We start from the raw sequence: 16,042 nt of genomic DNA, 5'->3' as shown, positions 1-16,042 counted from the left end.
AAAAAGGGACGTATATGCGCCCCTTTTTCATATAACATGATTTATTTTGATCTTCCCAGATATTCTCCTGATCTCGTATCAATCTGAATCACTTCACCCTCTTCAATGAAGATAGGTACCTGGATCACCGCGCCGGTCTCTACAGTTGCTGCTTTAGTCACATTAGTGGCCGTATCTCCTTTAACTCCCGGTTCTGTTTCAATTACTTTCAAATCCACAAAGTTAGGAGCTTCCACTAAGAATGCATTTCCTTTATAAAACTTGATAGTGGCCTCATCATTTTCTCTCAGATATTTCATGGCATCTTCAACCTGATCATAAGTAAGAGGGATCTGATCATAAGTCTCTTGATCCATGAAATAATAAAGCTCTCCGTCATTATATAAGTACTGCATGGTTTTCGTCTCTATATGAGCTTTAGGAAACTTAGCGTCAGGATTGAAAGATTCTTCCTTTATGGCTCCTGTCAATATATTCTTATGCTTAGTTCTGACGAAAGCTGCACCCTTACCCGGCTTAACATGCTGGAAATCAATTACGATATGCGGATCTCCATCGATCTCAAATGTAATACCTTTTCTAAAATCACCTGCGTAAATCATAAATCTATTGACCTCTCTTTTTATTATACGTGAAATATCTGTATCGATATTTCCTTAATATCGCCAAAGTCTGTCCGTTGGCAAAATCAAACGGACTGACCTTGTTTTTCTTAAATACTGCTCGTGCTTCGGCAAAGCCGTTAGGATCACGACACTTATTATACCAAATTATATGATAGTTGCCAATACCTCAAATTTTACTGAGCTGAACCTCCAAAAGGATCCATACCAAGATCTGCAGCTTCTCCTATTATCTTATAAACATCTGCCATCATCATTGAAAATCTCATCTGACACTGAAGATACTGTGCTGCTGCAGGATCTTGCATTAATATGGCAGAAAGCTGCTGTATCTGCTGAAAAGCTTCTGAATTCACTTCCTGCCCCATCATCTGGGCAGCCTGCATTTCCATCTGTTTTTTCATAAGGTCTTTTATAGAATCATTAAGCTGAGGGTTCGCCTCGATAACTTTCTTATGCTGTTCATATTGTTTAAATTCTTCTGATGCCTTTATTGCTGCAGCCAGACCGTGCGCCTGATCGTATACATTCATCTTAATCTCCTTTCAAATTTCCGCCATTCACTTAGTTTGCAGGGGTAGCCCCTCTATACCTCAAGAAATATAGGCAGTATTACCGGGCTTCTCTTTGTTTTATTATATATATATTTTCTGAGTCCCTCTCTTACTGCTGTTTTCATTCCATTCCAGTCCTTCATGTTTTTACTCATACAATCTTCAAGTATTTTCTCGGCAAGGCTGCAGGCGTCATCTATAAGATCTTCATTCTCACGCACATATACAAAACCCCTTGAGATTATATCCGGTCCTGATACTATTGTATTGGCCTTTCTGTCTATAGCTGCAACCAAAATTATAAGACCTGATTCAGAAAGCAATCTTCTGTCTCTTAAAACGATGTTGCCTACATCTCCCACCCCTAAACCATCTACCATTATGCCTTCTGCTTCAGCAACTTTTTTTGTTATAAAAGCTTTACTTTGAGAAACTGTCAAACAGTCGCCGTTTTGCAGAATGAAGATATTTTCCATGGGCATTCCCAATAAATGAGCCAGTTCGGCATGTGTCTTCAGATGTCTGTATTCTCCATGAACAGGCATAAAAAACTTAGGACGTATAAGGGAGTGCATCAGCTTCAGTTCTTCCTGACAGGCATGACCTGAAACGTGAGTATCGGCTATATCTGAATATATTACCTCTGCACCTTTTTCCACCAGCTGATTTACTACGTTTGATACGGTAAGCTCATTGCCCGGTACAGGAGAAGACGATAGTATTACCATATCTCCCGGTTTTATACTTATCGCTTTATGATCTGATGAAGCCATTCTTGCAAGAGCCGACATAGGCTCTCCCTGACTTCCCGTGGTTATTACCACCAGTTCCTTATCCGGTATATTCTTTGTTTTATTAAGATCAACTAATACATTAGCCGGAATTTTTATATATCCAAGCTCTTTTGCAAGATCAACAACATTGACCATACTTCTTCCCGAGATTGCCACTTTTCTCTTACATAAAACTGCCAGATCTATTATCTTCTGGATTCTGTGTACATTTGATGAAAACGTAGCTATTATTATCCTCTTGTCAGACCGTCTGAAAATATTTTCCAGAGTTCTTCCAACTACACGTTCGGATGCTGTATATCCGCGTCTTAAGACATTAGTACTGTCTGCCATCATCAGCAGCACTCCTTCAGAGCCTATCTGTGCCAGTCTGGCAAAATCTATGGGATTGCCGTCTACAGGTGTATAATCTATCTTAAAATCTCCCGTGTGAAAAATCCGTCCGGCAGGTGTTGCTATGGACATGCAGATAGAATCAGCTATAGAATGGGTTATCCTCAAAGCCTCTATTTTGAAATGTCGTCCGACTTTAAAAATTTCCCCGGCTTCGATAGTATGCATCACTGCTCTCAGTCGGTGTTCCTTAAGCTTATTTTCGATCAGTCCCAAAGGAAATCTCATTCCGTAAATCGGGACATTAAGTTCTTTTAAAAGATATGGGATTCCTCCTATATGATCCTCATGACCGTGGGTTATAACCAAACCTTTTATTTTTTTGCTGTTTTCTTCAAGATAAGAAAAATCCGGAATAACCTTATCTATACCAAACATATCATCATCAGGAAAAGAAAGTCCACAGTCGATTATTAAAATCTCGTTCTCGTATTCGACAGCGGTCATATTCTTTCCTATTTCACCCAGGCCTCCCAACGGAATAATTTTGACTTTAGGTTCGTTGATTGCTCTTTTGTTCTTATTTCCGGACGGCTGCTTTTTACGGGGAGCAATCTTTTTTCCCGTATTCTTTTCATTGGAAACTGCCGTCTGCGTCCTTTTACCGCCTGCAGTATTATTATTTTTCGTACCTCTGCTTCGGCCTCCTGCCCTGCTGCTGTTTGTTTTTCTGTTTCCGGAAGCAGCAGACTTATGCGCTTTCGCGGACGTATTTATTTTTTGTTCGTTCATAATTTCCTTTCCCGCTGTAGAAACTAACGGGTCTCTATTTCACAACGATATTTATCAGCTTATTGGGAACGGCTATTATTTTTACAATATTTTTGCCTTCCGTCAAAGCTTTTATATTATCGTTTTCTACAGCAATTTTTTCCATTTCTTCTTTGGATGAATCACCTGCTATATTTATTTTTTCTTTTATCTTACCGTTTATCTGTACTACGATTTCAACGGTATCTTTGACAAGGGCTTTTTCATCATATTCAGGCCACTGCTGTTCATGTACAGAACCGCCGTACCCAAGATGTTCCCACATTTCCTCGGCAACGTGAGGGACAAACGGAGCCATCATGATTATAAGATTTTTTACAGCTGCTGCAAAGAGACCCTCGTTTACTGTGCCCTCTTTATATCTGTACATTTCATTTACCATTTCCATTATGGTGCTTATGGCTGTATTAAAATTAAACCTTTCGCCGATATCATCTGATACCTTTTTGATGGCATAATTCATCCAATATGCCATACTCTTGTCAGCTTCGCTTAAAATCTCATAATTATCAGGAATATCTGCATACTTTTCGGAAAACTCATAGACCATTCTGTACACTCTGTTGATGAATCTAAAGCTTCCCTCTACACCTTTGTCCGACCAGTCGAGCTCACGTTCAGGAGGCGCTGCAAAGAGTATGAAAAGTCTCGCCGTATCGGCTCCGTATTTTTCAATTATTTCTGCCGGACTCACAACATTTCCGATGGATTTGCTCATTTTGGCGCCATCTTTTATTACCATTCCTTGAGTCAAAAGATTTTTAAATGGTTCTTCTTGGCTTACATATCCCAGATCATAAAGAGCCATCTGGAAAAATCTTGCATACATTAAATGCAGTATGGCATGTTCTACACCGCCTATATATTGATCCACACTCATCCAGTAATCTGTTTTTTCCTTGCTGAAGGCTTCCTGCGTATTTCTGGCATCACAATATCTGAGAAAATACCATGATGAATCCAGGAAAGTATCCATAGTGTCAAGCTCCCTCTTTGCAGGCTTTCCACATACAGGACAAACTGTATCACGGAAAGTCTTGCTTGTTGCAAGAGGGGATTCGCCTTTTCCTGTAAACTCAACATCCGTAGGGAGCATTACAGGAAGATTTTCTTCTTTTTCAGGTACCCATCCGCAGCTGTCACAGTGAATCATAGGAATAGGAGTTCCCCAATATCTCTGCCTGGATATAAGCCAGTCTCTGAGCTTATAATTTATAGTCTTTTTTCCTATTCCCTGTTCTTGTAGATAATCGGTAATCTTTACGATAGCCTCTTTATTGTTCATTCCGTCAAACTTCCCGGAATTAATAAGTTTACCTTCTGCTTCAAAAGCTTCTTTAAGATCATTGAGATCTATTTCATCATTTTCGGGATCAACTACGGGAATTATCTCTAAATCAAAAGCTTTTGCAAAATCAAAGTCCCTTTGATCATGAGACGGTACAGCCATAATGGCTCCGGTTCCGTAATCCATGAGTACATAGTCAGAGATAAAAATAGGAACTTTCTTTCCGGTAAGCGGATTGATACAGTATCTTCCTGTAAATTCTCCCGTCTTTTCCTTAGTTGTTGAGGTTCTCTCTATATCGCTCATATGCTGTACTTTATCTATATATGCCATCACAGCGTCTTCATACTGACTACCTGCAACGAGATCTTTAAGGAAAGGATGTTCAGGCGCAAGAACCATATATGTTACTCCATAAAGAGTATCCGGTCTTGTAGTAAATATATCCAGCCCCTTGTCATATCCATCTATTTCGAATGTTACTTCAGCTCCCGTGCTCTTTCCGATCCAGTTCTTCTGCATAAGTTTAACTTTATTGGGCCATCCCGGAAGATCATCAAGATTATCAAGAAGCCTTTCAGCGTAATCTGTTATTTTGAAATACCACTGTGAAAGTTCTTTCTTTCCTACAACTGAGCCACATCGTTCACATTTGCCATCCACTACCTGCTCATTGGCAAGAACAGTCTGACAGCTTGGACACCAGTTCACAGGATTTTCTTTTTTATATGCCAGACCTTTTTTATAAAACTGAATGAATATCCACTGCATCCACTTGTAATAATCAGGATGACACGTAGCCACCTCACGTCCCCAGTCATAAGAAAGGCCAAGTTCTTTCAGCTGCTTTCTCATTTCATCTATATTGTTCCACGTCCATACACTTGGCTCTACGTTATTCTTTATAGCAGCATTCTCGGCAGGAAGGCCGAAAGAATCCCAGCCCATAGGATGCAGAACATTATAGCCTTTCATTTTCTTAAATCTCGCTAAAACATCGCCGATGGAATAATTTCTAACGTGTCCCATATGCAGTTTTCCTGACGGATAAGGGAACATTTCCAAAACGTAATACTTTTCCCTGTCCTTGTCTTCAACGACCTTGAAAGTATTTTCCTTTTCCCATTTTGTCTGCCATTTTTTTTCGATCTCGCTGAAATTATATTTATCTATCATTTTCTACCTCCAATTAGTCTATTTCAAGATTATCACAATCTCCCCATATTCGTTCAATGTTATATTTTTCTCTCGTGGCAACAGTCATGACATTGATGACTACATCACCGTAGTCCATAAGTATCCAGCCCGAGCTGCGCTTTCCTTCAACGCTCTTAGGGAATACACCCTGTGGCTCCAGCATATCCTCAATATAATCAACAAGAGCACTCATCTGCCTTTCGCTTCCGGCCGAGGACATAACAAAATAATCAGCAAACGATGCTTTAGGTGAAATATCTATCACTGTCACATCTATAGCTTTTTTTTCTTTCAGAAGCCTTGCAATCTTCAATGCTAATTCTTTAGATTCAATCATAAATTCTGTTTCTCCTTTAAATCATTTAACGCATCTTCCGTATCAGGATCAAGGTATTCTCCTCTGTCTCTCACATACTGCACAGTTCTTTCAAGAGACATAATGCAAGCTTTATCCAGATCGGTATACGCAGTTTTTCTCATTTCTTCAACACCCGGATAATTTCTTCCCGGCTCTATGGCATCTGCTAAAAAAATTATTTTTTCCAATACAGACATGCCTTTTCGTCCTGTAGTATGAAAAGCCACTGCGTTTATCACATCTTTATCATCAATATGATACCTTTGTTTCATCATCTCCGCAGCCACTTTACCGTGCGACAGATTGACATTTTCCAGCAGTTTCTGCGGCAAGCCCAATTCTTTCACATACATATCCAGATCCCCGGCCGGCTTACTTCGAAACATATCATGACAAAGCGCAGCAAGCTCTGCCTTTTTCGTGTCGCATCCGTATCTTTCAGCCAGTTTTACAGCTTCTGATGCCACAGAATAAGTATGCCTGAGCCGTTTTTGTGTTAAATTTAGTTCTATATATTTTATTATTTCATTCTTTATACAATCCATTTGCTTTAATATACTTCTCTACCTCATATGGAATCAGTTCTCTGCATTGTTTACCGTTTTTAAGTCTTTTACGTATTTCGGTAGATGAGATATCAAGCTGAGTATTTTTAATGTTTCTCACTTCTGTATTATAGTCACGGCGTATTCTCTCTATACAGGATTCCAGTTCCTTCTGTTTATATCCCGGTCTTGTGCCTATAATATATGAGCAGCCTCTGAGAAGCTCTTCTGAATTTTTCCAGCTATCAATCTTCAAAAACGAATCTGTTCCTGTTATAAAATACAGTCCGGCCTTTTCTCCGTAAATATCTCTCATGGCTCTGATGGTCAGATACGTATACGATATGCTTTCCGAATCAAGCTCTAAAGATGATACATCAAGACCTTCCACATCTTCTATGGCACACTCTATCATATTCAAACGATCTTCTGCCGAAGCTGTTTTTCTGTCAAGCTTAAAGGGCTGAAGCTTTGCCGGAACAAGTATTACCTTATCCAACCCCACCTGCTTCTTAGCGTCCATAGCCAGATTTATATGTCCTAAATGTATCGGATCAAAAGTCCCTCCCATTATACCTATTTTTTTCACGCCGGATCTTACCACTTAATCTTCCGTCCTTCTTTTTTCCATTTTCTGAATTCAGCAGTAGCTGTAAACAGAGCATCTGACGATGAATTAACCGCCGTCTCACAAGAATCCTGAATAACGCCTATTATGAATCCCACGCCTACAACCTGCATAGCTATATCGCTGGATATGCCGAAAAGACTGCAAGCCAGAGGTATAAGCAAAAGCGATCCTCCTGCGACGCCTGACGCCCCGCATGCCGATATGGATGCGATTATGCTCAGCAGCAACGCTGTGGGGAAATCCACTTGAATTTCCAAGGTATTTGCTGCTGCCAAAGTCAAAGTAGTTATAGTAACTGCACCACCGGCCATATTTATAGTGGCTCCCAGAGGTATTGAAACTGAATATTGTTTTTCATCCAGGCCAAGAGACTCACAAAGAGACATATTGACCGGGATATTGGCAGCTGAGCTTCTCGTAAAAAACGCCATTATACCACTATCTTTTATACACTTAAAAACAAGCGGATAAGGATTCTGTCTTATGTTTACAAATACGATGGCAGGATTCACGATAAATGCCACAAACAGCATACATCCTACCAGTACAAGTATCAGGTGTCCATAATCCATAAGCGATTTTATTCCTGTTTCAGAAACAGTAGCAAACACCAGTCCCAAAATACCAAGAGGAGCAAAGTTTATTATCCATCTTATAGCAGAAGAAAAAGCATCGGATACATCTCCCAAAACCTTCACTGTATTATCCCCGGCCTTTCTGAAAGCAAACCCCAGTATAAGCGCCCATGCCAGCACACCTATGTAATTTGCGTTGATCAGAGAGCTGACAGGATTGTCCACCACATTCATCAGCAGAGATTTGAGAACCTCTGCTATTCCTCCGGGAACCGCAGCATCCTCTACCCCCTGAACAAGAACTATATCAGAAGGAAAAAGAAATCCTGCTGCTACCGCAGTAAGAGCAGCCAAAAAAGTACTTACAAGATACAGTATAATTACCGTCTTCATATTACTTTGTGCAGTATCCTGTTTATTTGCGAGGGAGTGCATTACAAGGAAAAACACAAGCAGCGGAGCAATAGCTTTAAGAGCTCCTACAAAAAGATCCCCCAGCATACTGATCCCGACAGCGCTGGGAACAGTGATACCCAAAACTACGCCCAAAATCAGACCTGCTATGATCCTTAAGATAAGACTTGTATCCGTCCACTTCTGCAATAAGTTCATTTATGTTACTCCACTTCTGTAATGATTTTTATACCTAATTCATTCAGCTGTTTATCCTCAACGACTCCCGGCGCTTCACTCACCATACACTGAGCGTTCTGATTTTTAGGAAATGCTATTACTTCTCTTATGGATTTTTCTCCTGTAAGGAGCATTACAAGTCTGTCAAGGCCGTAAGCCAAGCCGCCGTGAGGAGGCGTACCGTATTTAAAAGCTTCAACAAGAAAACCGAATTTTTCATCTATTTCTTCCTGAGTCATATTAAGAGCTCTGAACATATCCTCCTGCATGTCCTGCTGATGTATTCTTATACTGCCTCCGCCAAGTTCAACACCGTTGAGAACGATATCGTAGGCGTTGGCCTTTACCTTTGTAGGATCAGTCTTGAGAAGCTCTGCATCCTCTTCCTTAGGTGATGTGAACGGATGATGCATTGCATGATACGAATCTTCTTCCTCATCATACTCGAGAAGAGGAAAATCCACAACCCACAGCAGATTGTACTGCTCATCATCAAGAAGACCAAGTTCTCCTGCAATATGTCTTCTTAAAAATCCCAAACTGTCAAATACCACTTTATTTTTATCCGAAACTATGAGAATAAGGTCGCCGTCTGCTGCTCCCATGCTGTCTGCGATTTCCTTAAGCTGCTCCGGTGAAAAAAACTTGTTGACAGATGAGGATACGCCGTCTGCCGCAACCTTCATCCATACCATTCCCTTTGCACCGTAGCTTTTTACCATTTCGGTAAGCTTATCTATTTTCTTTCTCGTATATTCGCCCGCTGCGCCTGTTATACATATGCCTCTGACGCTGCCGCCTGCTGCTATGGCATCTGTGAAGACTTTAAAATCACAGTCTTTTACAAGATCTGTTATATCCTGAAGCTCAAACCCGATTCTTGTGTCCGGCTTATCGCTTCCGTATCTCGTCATGGCTTCATCATATGTTATTCTCGGAAACGGAGTCTCAATGTCTATGCCCTTCATTTCCTTGAAAACTCTTTTTAAATAACCTTCCTGTATTTCTATTACATCATCTACATCAACAAAAGACATCTCAAGGTCGATCTGTGTAAATTCAGGCTGTCTGTCAGCACGAAGATCCTCATCTCTGAAACATTTCACTATCTGCATGTATCTGTCGGTTCCGCCCACCATCAAAAGCTGCTTGAACATCTGCGGTGACTGAGGAAGCGCATAAAAACGCCCTTGATTTACTCTGCTGGGAACAAGATAATCCCTTGCCCCTTCAGGAGTTGATTTTATCAATACAGGAGTTTCCACTTCAGTAAAGCCGTTTTCCGCAAAATAATCTCTCGTCAACTTTGCAAGGTTATGTCTGAATGTAAGATTATCCTGCATCTTCTTCTTTCTTAAGTCAAGATATCTGTATTTAAGCCTTAAGTTATCATCTACATTATCATCATCTTTTATATAGATAGGAGGAGTATCGGCAGCTGAATATATTACAAGGTCGCTGGCAAATACTTCTATATCTCCTGTGGGAAGGTCAGGGTTTTTTGATTCCCTTTCCATTACCTTTCCTTTAATTCCCACTACGTATTCACTTCTTAAAGTGTCCGCTTTCTCAAAAATCTCCTGCGGGATTTCATCATTGAATACAATCTGCGTAATACCTGTTTTGTCACGAAGATCACAGAAAATAAGGCCTCCAAGATTTCGTCTCTTTTGTATCCAGCCATTGAGGACTACTTCTTGCCCTACGTTGGCTTCTCTCAAGTCTCCGCACATATGACTTCTTTTATATATACTCATTGTCTTATCTCCTGCTCCTAAATTATTTCAACAATTCATCTATGATGTTTTCCATGGAAACCGTCACCTGCTGTGAAGTGCTCATGTCTTTTATGGCAAAACTGTTATTTTCTATCTCATCCTGACCAATGACAACGGTCTTTCGCGCATTTATCCTGTTGGCATATTTAAACTGATTCTTGATGTTTCTTCCCATTATATCCATCTGGACTTTGAGACCCTTCTGTCTCAGCTGTCCCATGAGTTTAAGACCGAGGGCTTTTGCTTCATCACCCATAAAAGCGATGAATACATCTGCGCCTTCCGGCTCTGGTATCTGCGCCTTACATGCCTCCATAGTCAGCAGAAGTCTTTCTTTACCCAAACCGAAGCCTACTCCCGGAGTAGACGGCCCTCCGATTTCTTCAACAAGATGATCATATCTTCCTCCGCCGCACACAGTTCCCTGAGCTCCTATCTTTGTAGTAACAAATTCAAAGGCCGTTTTAGTATAGTAATCCAAACCTCTTACGATTCCAGGATCAACCACATAATCTATGCCCATGGCATCAAGATTATCCTTAAGCTGTGTAAATGCGTCGCTGCAGTCATCGCACAGATAATCAAGCATCATAGGGGCTCCCTGTACAAGTACCTGACAGTCAGGCGACTTACAGTCAAGTATTCTCATAGGATTCCTCTCATATCTATCCTTACATGTATCGCAAAGCTGATCGTACTTTGGCTTAAGAAAATCTTTCAGCGCTTCTCTGTGCACCTTTCTGCAGTTAGGGCATCCCACGCTGTTTATTCTCAGTTCTATATCTGTTATTCCCATTTCGTTGAGGAATTCATAAGCCAGACTTATTATCTCTGCATCTGCCATCATGTCGAAAGTCCCAAAGGTCTCTATTCCAAACTGATGAAATTCTCTTAACCTTCCCGACTGAGGCTTCTCATATCTGAAACAAGGAATATTGTAATAAAACTTGCTTGGCTGAACGCCTGCATAAAGCTTATGTTCCACATATGCCCTTACCACTGGAGATGTCCCCTCAGGCTTAAGAGTTATGGCTCTCTTGCCATAATCCTGGAAACTGTACATTTCTTTCTGTACGATATCAGTAGTATCTCCCACACTTCTTTGAAAAAGCTCGGTATGCTCAAACATAGGCGTTCTGATTTCTTCAAACCCGTATTTTTCGCAAATATCTGCGAATGCTTTCTCTATATAATGCCATTTATACGCCTGTTCAGGCAACATATCTTTAGTTCCCTTAGGAGCTTTTGTCAACATAAGTTCACCTCCAAAATTCCTTTTCTTTCCTCTCAATCATTTCATCTATTCTGTCTATGTAAATCTGGTAATTGGACACGTTTGCTACTCTTTCAAGCCTGTTTTCATCAGGAAAATATACCTTGCTTACACCGCCTGCTCCCAGAGCCAGAATAGACTGTGCCTCTTCCATAATTCTTATATTGTAAACCGAAATTTTATGGTTTCTGCAAAATCCCAGATTCTCGGTATTCCCCGACGTATGCTTTTGTCTGTAAAGATAATAAGGTCTGTACCCTCTGCTCCTTAGGTATTCTCCTGCATATGACAGCATTCTCTCACACAGATCTTCGTTTTTATAGTTAAATTCCTCGTCTATCGCCTTGAGTGCCGAAGCTCTCTTGACAGCAAGAGTATGCAGAGTTATATTTTCGACACCAAGTTCCTCTATTCTTTGAACGCTGTTTTTAAAGTCATCAAAGCTTTCTCCCGGAAGACCTGCTATAAGATCGGTGTTGATACAGTCTATTCCTGCTTTATGAGCCATCTCAAAAGCTTTCACAGTCTCATCTACCGTATGGTTTCTTCCGATTATCCTCAAAGTCTCCTCTTTCATAGTCTGGGGATTGATACTTATACGTCCCACTCCTGAATCTCTTATTATCTCCAGCTTTTCTTTCGTGATGGTATCCGGTCGTCCGGCTTCCACAGTAAATTCGCGGAGAACCTGCGTATCAAACTCGTCATTTAACTTATCAAGCAATCTCTGAAGCTGAAACTCATCTAAAGATGTGGGAGTACCTCCGCCTATGTAAACAGACTCCGGTCTGTTACCGTGCTGTCGCATTCTTTCTCCGCAGTAATCTATTTCCCTTAAGAGTGCTTCAAGATACCTGTCAATTTCGGTTTTCTCAACCTGATTAGATGTAAAGGAACAATACAGACATCTTGTGGGGCAAAACGGTATGCCCACATAGAGACTCATGCTGTCTCTTTTTGGTCTGCCTGCCGTCTGACGCTGATAGTCCAGTATTTCCATAATAAGAGAGCGTTTGTCAGCGTGAGCTAAATACTTTTTAGCCAATATCTCTTCCGTTTCTTCAGCACTGCCACACCTATCCATAATCTCTCCTGTAAGCTTTACAGGCCTGATGCCTGTGAGAATCCCCCATTTAGGGCTTTTACCTGTATACTCTCGGAGGCTTTCGTATATTTCACGCTTCAGAAGATTCTTATCTCCTTTAAACTCAAAGACTTTACAAGCGCCGAAATTCTCTGTTGACTCGCTTAGTATCTCATACTCTCCTGCAGTCAAAAATATTTTTATAAGTTCTTCATATTGATGGGTGTTTTGAACACCTCTCAGCACACATCTATACAAAAGGATTATTCCCTTTCTCGTGTCCTATGGTGGTAGCTCCCATATGTCCCGGAAGAACTGCTGTCTCATCCGGAAGCGTGAAAAGCTTATTGTGCACGGCATCCTTCAGTTCCTGAAACGATCCTCCCGGAAAATCTGTACGTCCTATAGACTCACAGAATAAAGTATCTCCGCTGAACAGAACATTTTCTGATGCTATATATACACACATTCCGCCGGGCGTATGTCCCGGAGTATATATAAATTTAAGTGTAAGATCACCTACTTTCAATTCATCCCCATCATCAGTCAGTATGTCGGCTTTTACAGTCTGAGGAACACCAAACATCGCGCTCTGGTTAAAGTTAACATCCGACAACATATTTTCTTCGTTTTTGTTTGCGACCACTTTCACTCCCGGAAAATCATCTAAATGTTCATTGACTCCGCATATATGATCTGCATGTCCGTGAGTAAGAATGATATATTGAATATCTGCTCCTTCTTCCTTTACCATCTTCGTAAGCTTAGGGTTATATCCTCCCGGATCTACGATAAAACCTTTCTTTGTATTTTCATCTATAGCAAGATATGTGTTTACTCCCAACGCTCCGCTGGGCAGACAAGTTATTTTCATTTTATAATCTCCTTTCAAAATTTCTTGTTGCTATCAAGAAGTATAGTTACAGGGCCGTCATTGTAAATCTCTACCAGCATTTCCTCTTGGAATATCCCTTCCTCTACATCTATGCCCTGCGATATTATATTTTCTATAACTCTCCTGTAAAGAGACTGAGCCTCTTCAGGGCGCGCAGCTTTTGTAAAGCTGGGTCTTTTCCCTTTCCTTACATCTCCCAAAAGCGTAAACTGGGATACTGCAAGAATCTTTCCGTTTGTTTCTTTTACAGAAAGATTCATTTTTCCGTTTTCATCTTCAAAAATACGCAGTCCTGTAACTTTATCTGCAATATATTGTGCGTCTTTTTCTGAATCTCCGACTTCGACACCAATAAGAACCATAAGGCCTCTTCCTATGGCTCCCGTCACTTTTTCGTCTACAGTGACTTTGCTGTTTTTTACTCTCTGTATTACTGCTCTCATGTTGTTGCTCTGTATGCCTCTAATATCCCCGGAATTCCCTTGAGAGAACGGCATATTTTCTCCATCTGTTCCTTATTTTTTATGGAAAGAGTCAAGTTTATCTTGACAGTCTCATCTTTATTAGATTTTGCATTTAATCCCGATATATGAACATCCATGTCTTCACAAATTTTAGATATGCTGGAAAGCATACTCTTCTGGTCTTTCGCAATAAGGCTTATCTCAGTATCAAAAGACTTGTCCAATATATCTTTATCCCATCTCACATCAATAAATCTTGCTTTATCGGCAGGAGACAGAGACTTAAGATTATCACAGTCTCTTCTGTGAACGGAAATCCCTCTGCCTTTAGTTATGAATCCGACTATATCGTCTCCCGGTACAGGATTACAGCACCTGGCTATCCTTATCATAAGATTATTAACGCCATCTACTACTACACCTGAATTGTCTTCCTTCTTATGTTTCTTCTGCTGTATACGTTTCTGAGTCTTCTCGCTCATTTCATTGAGGTTCTCAAGAAGGCTTTTTTCTTTTTCAGCTTCTGCTTCTTTTGCTTCGGCATCGTATTTAAGCAAAAGATTGTTAAGCTTTGTCAGCAAAGTTCCGCCGTTTGCCAAATGGTTATAAAGCTCGTCACTGCTTTTATATCCCATCTCCCTAACTGCCCTAACAAGAAAGGTATTCTTTAAAAGATCTCTTGGATCATGTCCTTTTTTTCTTATATATTTATCAAGAAGATCTTTACCTTTATCTATACTGTCCGTTTTACTTTCCTTTTTCAGCCATTGTCTTATTTTGTTTCTGGCAGAACTGCTTTTGGCTATCTTAAGCCAATCTATGCTGGGGCCTGCGGCATTGGGAGAAGTCACTATCTCTACAATATTACCGTTTTCAAGCTTATGGTCTATAGTAACCATCTTGCCGTTCACCCTAGCTCCTACACATTTACACCCTACATCGGAATGTATCTTGAAAGCAAAATCAAGAGGAGTAGAATCCGCCGGCAACTCTATGACATCTCCCTGAGGAGTAAAAACAAACACTTGCCCTGAGAACAGATCCATCTTCAAGGACTCCATAAATTCCTTAGGATCTTTTACATCTTTTTGCCATTCAAGAGCCTGCCTCAGCCATGAAAGCTTAACTTCTTCTTTATCTGACTCGATTCCTTCTTTATATTTCCAGTGAGCAGCTATACCATATTCGGCAATTCTGTGCATTTCATAAGTACGGATTTGTATCTCAAAGGGTTTACCGTTTTCACTTATGACTGTAGTGTGAAGTGACTGATACATATTAGGTTTAGGCATAGCTATATAATCTTTAAATCTTCCCGGTATAGGAGTCCACATAGTATGCACCATACCTAACACAGCGTAACAATCTCTTACTGTTTCAACAATGACTCTCACAGCCATAAGATCAAAAATCTCATCAATACTCTTATGCTGGTATTTCATTTTTTTATATATACTGTAAAAATGTTTGGACCGACCATATATATCATACTTTATATCTATTTCATCCAGTGATTTTTTTATTTTTTCCACTACTGTTTCTATAGATTTTTCCCGTTCGCCTTTTCTCTCGTTCACCTGCTCTGCAAGTTCATAATAGGCTTCAGGTTCCAAAAACTTCAAAGCTATATCCTCAAGCTCCATTTTCATGGTATATATACCGAGCCTTGCTGCAAGAGGCGCATATATATCAAGTGTTTCCCGGCACTTTTCAATTATTTTATCATGAGTCATATAATTGATCGTTCTGAGATTATGGAGTCTGTCTGAAAGTTTTATTATCAGAACCCTTATATCCTTTGACATGGCAAGAAACATTTTTCTGAGGTTTTCTGCCTGCCTTTCTTCTTTACTCTGGAATTTAAGTGAACCCAGCTTCGTGACTCCATCCACCAGCAGACCTACTTCTTCTCCAAAATCGGCTACCAGCTGCTTTTCCGTATACTCAGTATCCTCAACGACATCATGCAAAAGGCCGGCTACAATAGTTTCTTCGTCCATTCCCAAATCAGCCAGTATTTCGGCGACAGCCATAGGATGTATCAAATACGGTTCGCCTGATTTACGCAGCTGACTTCTGTGCATTTCTTCAGCGACATCATATGCTCTTCCTATCAGTTCGATATCGTAATTGGAATTAAATTTTAAAATAGTGTTTAGGAATTCTTTTCTTTTCATCATAACATA

General features: G+C 40.3%; 14 protein-coding genes. All 14 read right to left on the bottom strand.

Annotated elements, in window-relative coordinates; translation table 11 throughout:
• Positions 1-41 precede the first annotated feature (41 nt).
• On the bottom strand, positions 42-602 hold the full coding sequence (gene efp, locus ACLR96_RS05415; RefSeq protein WP_177270285.1) for an elongation factor P: 561 nt from the start codon (positions 600-602) through the stop codon (positions 42-44).
• Between the two features lie 197 nt (positions 603-799).
• On the bottom strand, positions 800-1,156 hold the full coding sequence (locus ACLR96_RS05410; protein ID WP_177270287.1) for a YlbF family regulator: 357 nt from the start codon (positions 1,154-1,156) through the stop codon (positions 800-802).
• Positions 1,157-1,209: 53 nt separating this feature from the next.
• Entirely contained in the window at positions 1,210-3,096 is a 1,887-nt protein-coding gene (locus tag ACLR96_RS05405) for an RNase J family beta-CASP ribonuclease (RefSeq protein ID WP_177270289.1), read from the bottom strand.
• A 34-nt stretch (positions 3,097-3,130) separates the two neighbouring features.
• On the bottom strand, positions 3,131-5,599 hold the full coding sequence (gene leuS, locus ACLR96_RS05400) for a leucine--tRNA ligase (RefSeq protein WP_177270291.1): 2,469 nt from the start codon (positions 5,597-5,599) through the stop codon (positions 3,131-3,133).
• 13 nt (positions 5,600-5,612) lie between these two features.
• Positions 5,613-5,957, bottom strand: a complete 345-nt coding sequence (gene rsfS / locus ACLR96_RS05395) for a ribosome silencing factor (protein WP_177270299.1) — start codon at positions 5,955-5,957, stop codon at positions 5,613-5,615.
• Positions 5,954-6,523 (bottom strand): bis(5'-nucleosyl)-tetraphosphatase (symmetrical) YqeK, encoded by a 570-nt coding sequence (gene yqeK / locus ACLR96_RS05390; RefSeq protein WP_177270301.1) that lies wholly within the window; start codon positions 6,521-6,523, stop codon positions 5,954-5,956. Before yqeK ends, rsfS begins: the two co-directional genes overlap by 4 nt.
• Positions 6,504-7,127, bottom strand: coding sequence for a nicotinate-nucleotide adenylyltransferase (nadD, locus tag ACLR96_RS05385; RefSeq protein WP_412265385.1), 624 nt, complete (start codon positions 7,125-7,127; stop codon positions 6,504-6,506). The genes yqeK and nadD overlap by 20 nt, the downstream gene beginning before the upstream one ends.
• The gene (gene sstT, locus ACLR96_RS05380; protein ID WP_177270305.1) at positions 7,121-8,341 is read right to left on the bottom strand and encodes a serine/threonine transporter SstT; all 1,221 of its coding nucleotides are present in this window, start codon (positions 8,339-8,341) and stop codon (positions 7,121-7,123) included. The genes nadD and sstT overlap by 7 nt, the downstream gene beginning before the upstream one ends.
• A gap of 5 nt (positions 8,342-8,346) precedes the next feature.
• The gene (gene aspS, locus ACLR96_RS05375; protein WP_177270307.1) at positions 8,347-10,119 is read right to left on the bottom strand and encodes an aspartate--tRNA ligase; all 1,773 of its coding nucleotides are present in this window, start codon (positions 10,117-10,119) and stop codon (positions 8,347-8,349) included.
• A 22-nt stretch (positions 10,120-10,141) separates the two neighbouring features.
• The gene (hisS, locus tag ACLR96_RS05370) at positions 10,142-11,395 is read right to left on the bottom strand and encodes a histidine--tRNA ligase (protein WP_177270309.1); all 1,254 of its coding nucleotides are present in this window, start codon (positions 11,393-11,395) and stop codon (positions 10,142-10,144) included.
• Between the two features lie 4 nt (positions 11,396-11,399).
• Entirely contained in the window at positions 11,400-12,755 is a 1,356-nt protein-coding gene (gene hemZ, locus ACLR96_RS05365; protein ID WP_177270311.1) for a coproporphyrinogen dehydrogenase HemZ, read from the bottom strand.
• A complete protein-coding gene (locus ACLR96_RS05360; protein WP_177270313.1) occupies positions 12,748-13,371 on the bottom strand; it encodes an MBL fold metallo-hydrolase in 624 nt (207 codons plus the stop codon). The genes hemZ and ACLR96_RS05360 overlap by 8 nt, the downstream gene beginning before the upstream one ends.
• 14 nt (positions 13,372-13,385) lie before the next feature.
• Positions 13,386-13,835, bottom strand: coding sequence for a D-aminoacyl-tRNA deacylase (gene dtd, locus ACLR96_RS05355; protein ID WP_177270315.1), 450 nt, complete (start codon positions 13,833-13,835; stop codon positions 13,386-13,388).
• A complete protein-coding gene (locus ACLR96_RS05350; protein WP_177270317.1) occupies positions 13,832-16,036 on the bottom strand; it encodes a RelA/SpoT family protein in 2,205 nt (734 codons plus the stop codon). The genes dtd and ACLR96_RS05350 overlap by 4 nt, the downstream gene beginning before the upstream one ends.
• Positions 16,037-16,042: the final 6 nt, after the last annotated feature.

It is taken from the genome of Lentihominibacter sp. (assembly GCF_046951855.1).
Taxonomy (GTDB): domain Bacteria; phylum Bacillota; class Clostridia; order Peptostreptococcales; family Anaerovoracaceae; genus Lentihominibacter; species Lentihominibacter hominis.
The sequence above is the reverse complement of the archived record's forward strand: the minus strand, read 5'-3'. Positions and strand labels throughout refer to the sequence as shown.

Excerpts from the sequence above, each read along its gene's own strand:
- sstT (WP_177270305.1), bottom strand. The coding sequence starts at position 8,341 with ATGAACTTATTGCAGAAGTGGACGGATACAAGTCTTATCTTAAGGATC.
- yqeK (WP_177270301.1), bottom strand. The coding sequence starts at position 6,523 with ATGGATTGTATAAAGAATGAAATAATAAAATATATAGAACTAAATTTA.
- ACLR96_RS05410 (WP_177270287.1), bottom strand. The coding sequence starts at position 1,156 with ATGAATGTATACGATCAGGCGCACGGTCTGGCTGCAGCAATAAAGGCA.
- rsfS (WP_177270299.1), bottom strand. The coding sequence starts at position 5,957 with ATGATTGAATCTAAAGAATTAGCATTGAAGATTGCAAGGCTTCTGAAA.
- leuS (WP_177270291.1), bottom strand. The coding sequence starts at position 5,599 with ATGATAGATAAATATAATTTCAGCGAGATCGAAAAAAAATGGCAGACA.
- efp (WP_177270285.1), bottom strand. The coding sequence starts at position 602 with ATGATTTACGCAGGTGATTTTAGAAAAGGTATTACATTTGAGATCGAT.
- ACLR96_RS05405 (WP_177270289.1), bottom strand. The coding sequence starts at position 3,096 with ATGAACGAACAAAAAATAAATACGTCCGCGAAAGCGCATAAGTCTGCT.
- hisS (WP_177270309.1), bottom strand. The coding sequence starts at position 11,395 with ATGTTGACAAAAGCTCCTAAGGGAACTAAAGATATGTTGCCTGAACAG.
- ACLR96_RS05360 (WP_177270313.1), bottom strand. The coding sequence starts at position 13,371 with ATGAAAATAACTTGTCTGCCCAGCGGAGCGTTGGGAGTAAACACATAT.
- dtd (WP_177270315.1), bottom strand. The coding sequence starts at position 13,835 with ATGAGAGCAGTAATACAGAGAGTAAAAAACAGCAAAGTCACTGTAGAC.
- ACLR96_RS05350 (WP_177270317.1), bottom strand. The coding sequence starts at position 16,036 with ATGATGAAAAGAAAAGAATTCCTAAACACTATTTTAAAATTTAATTCC.
- aspS (WP_177270307.1), bottom strand. The coding sequence starts at position 10,119 with ATGAGTATATATAAAAGAAGTCATATGTGCGGAGACTTGAGAGAAGCC.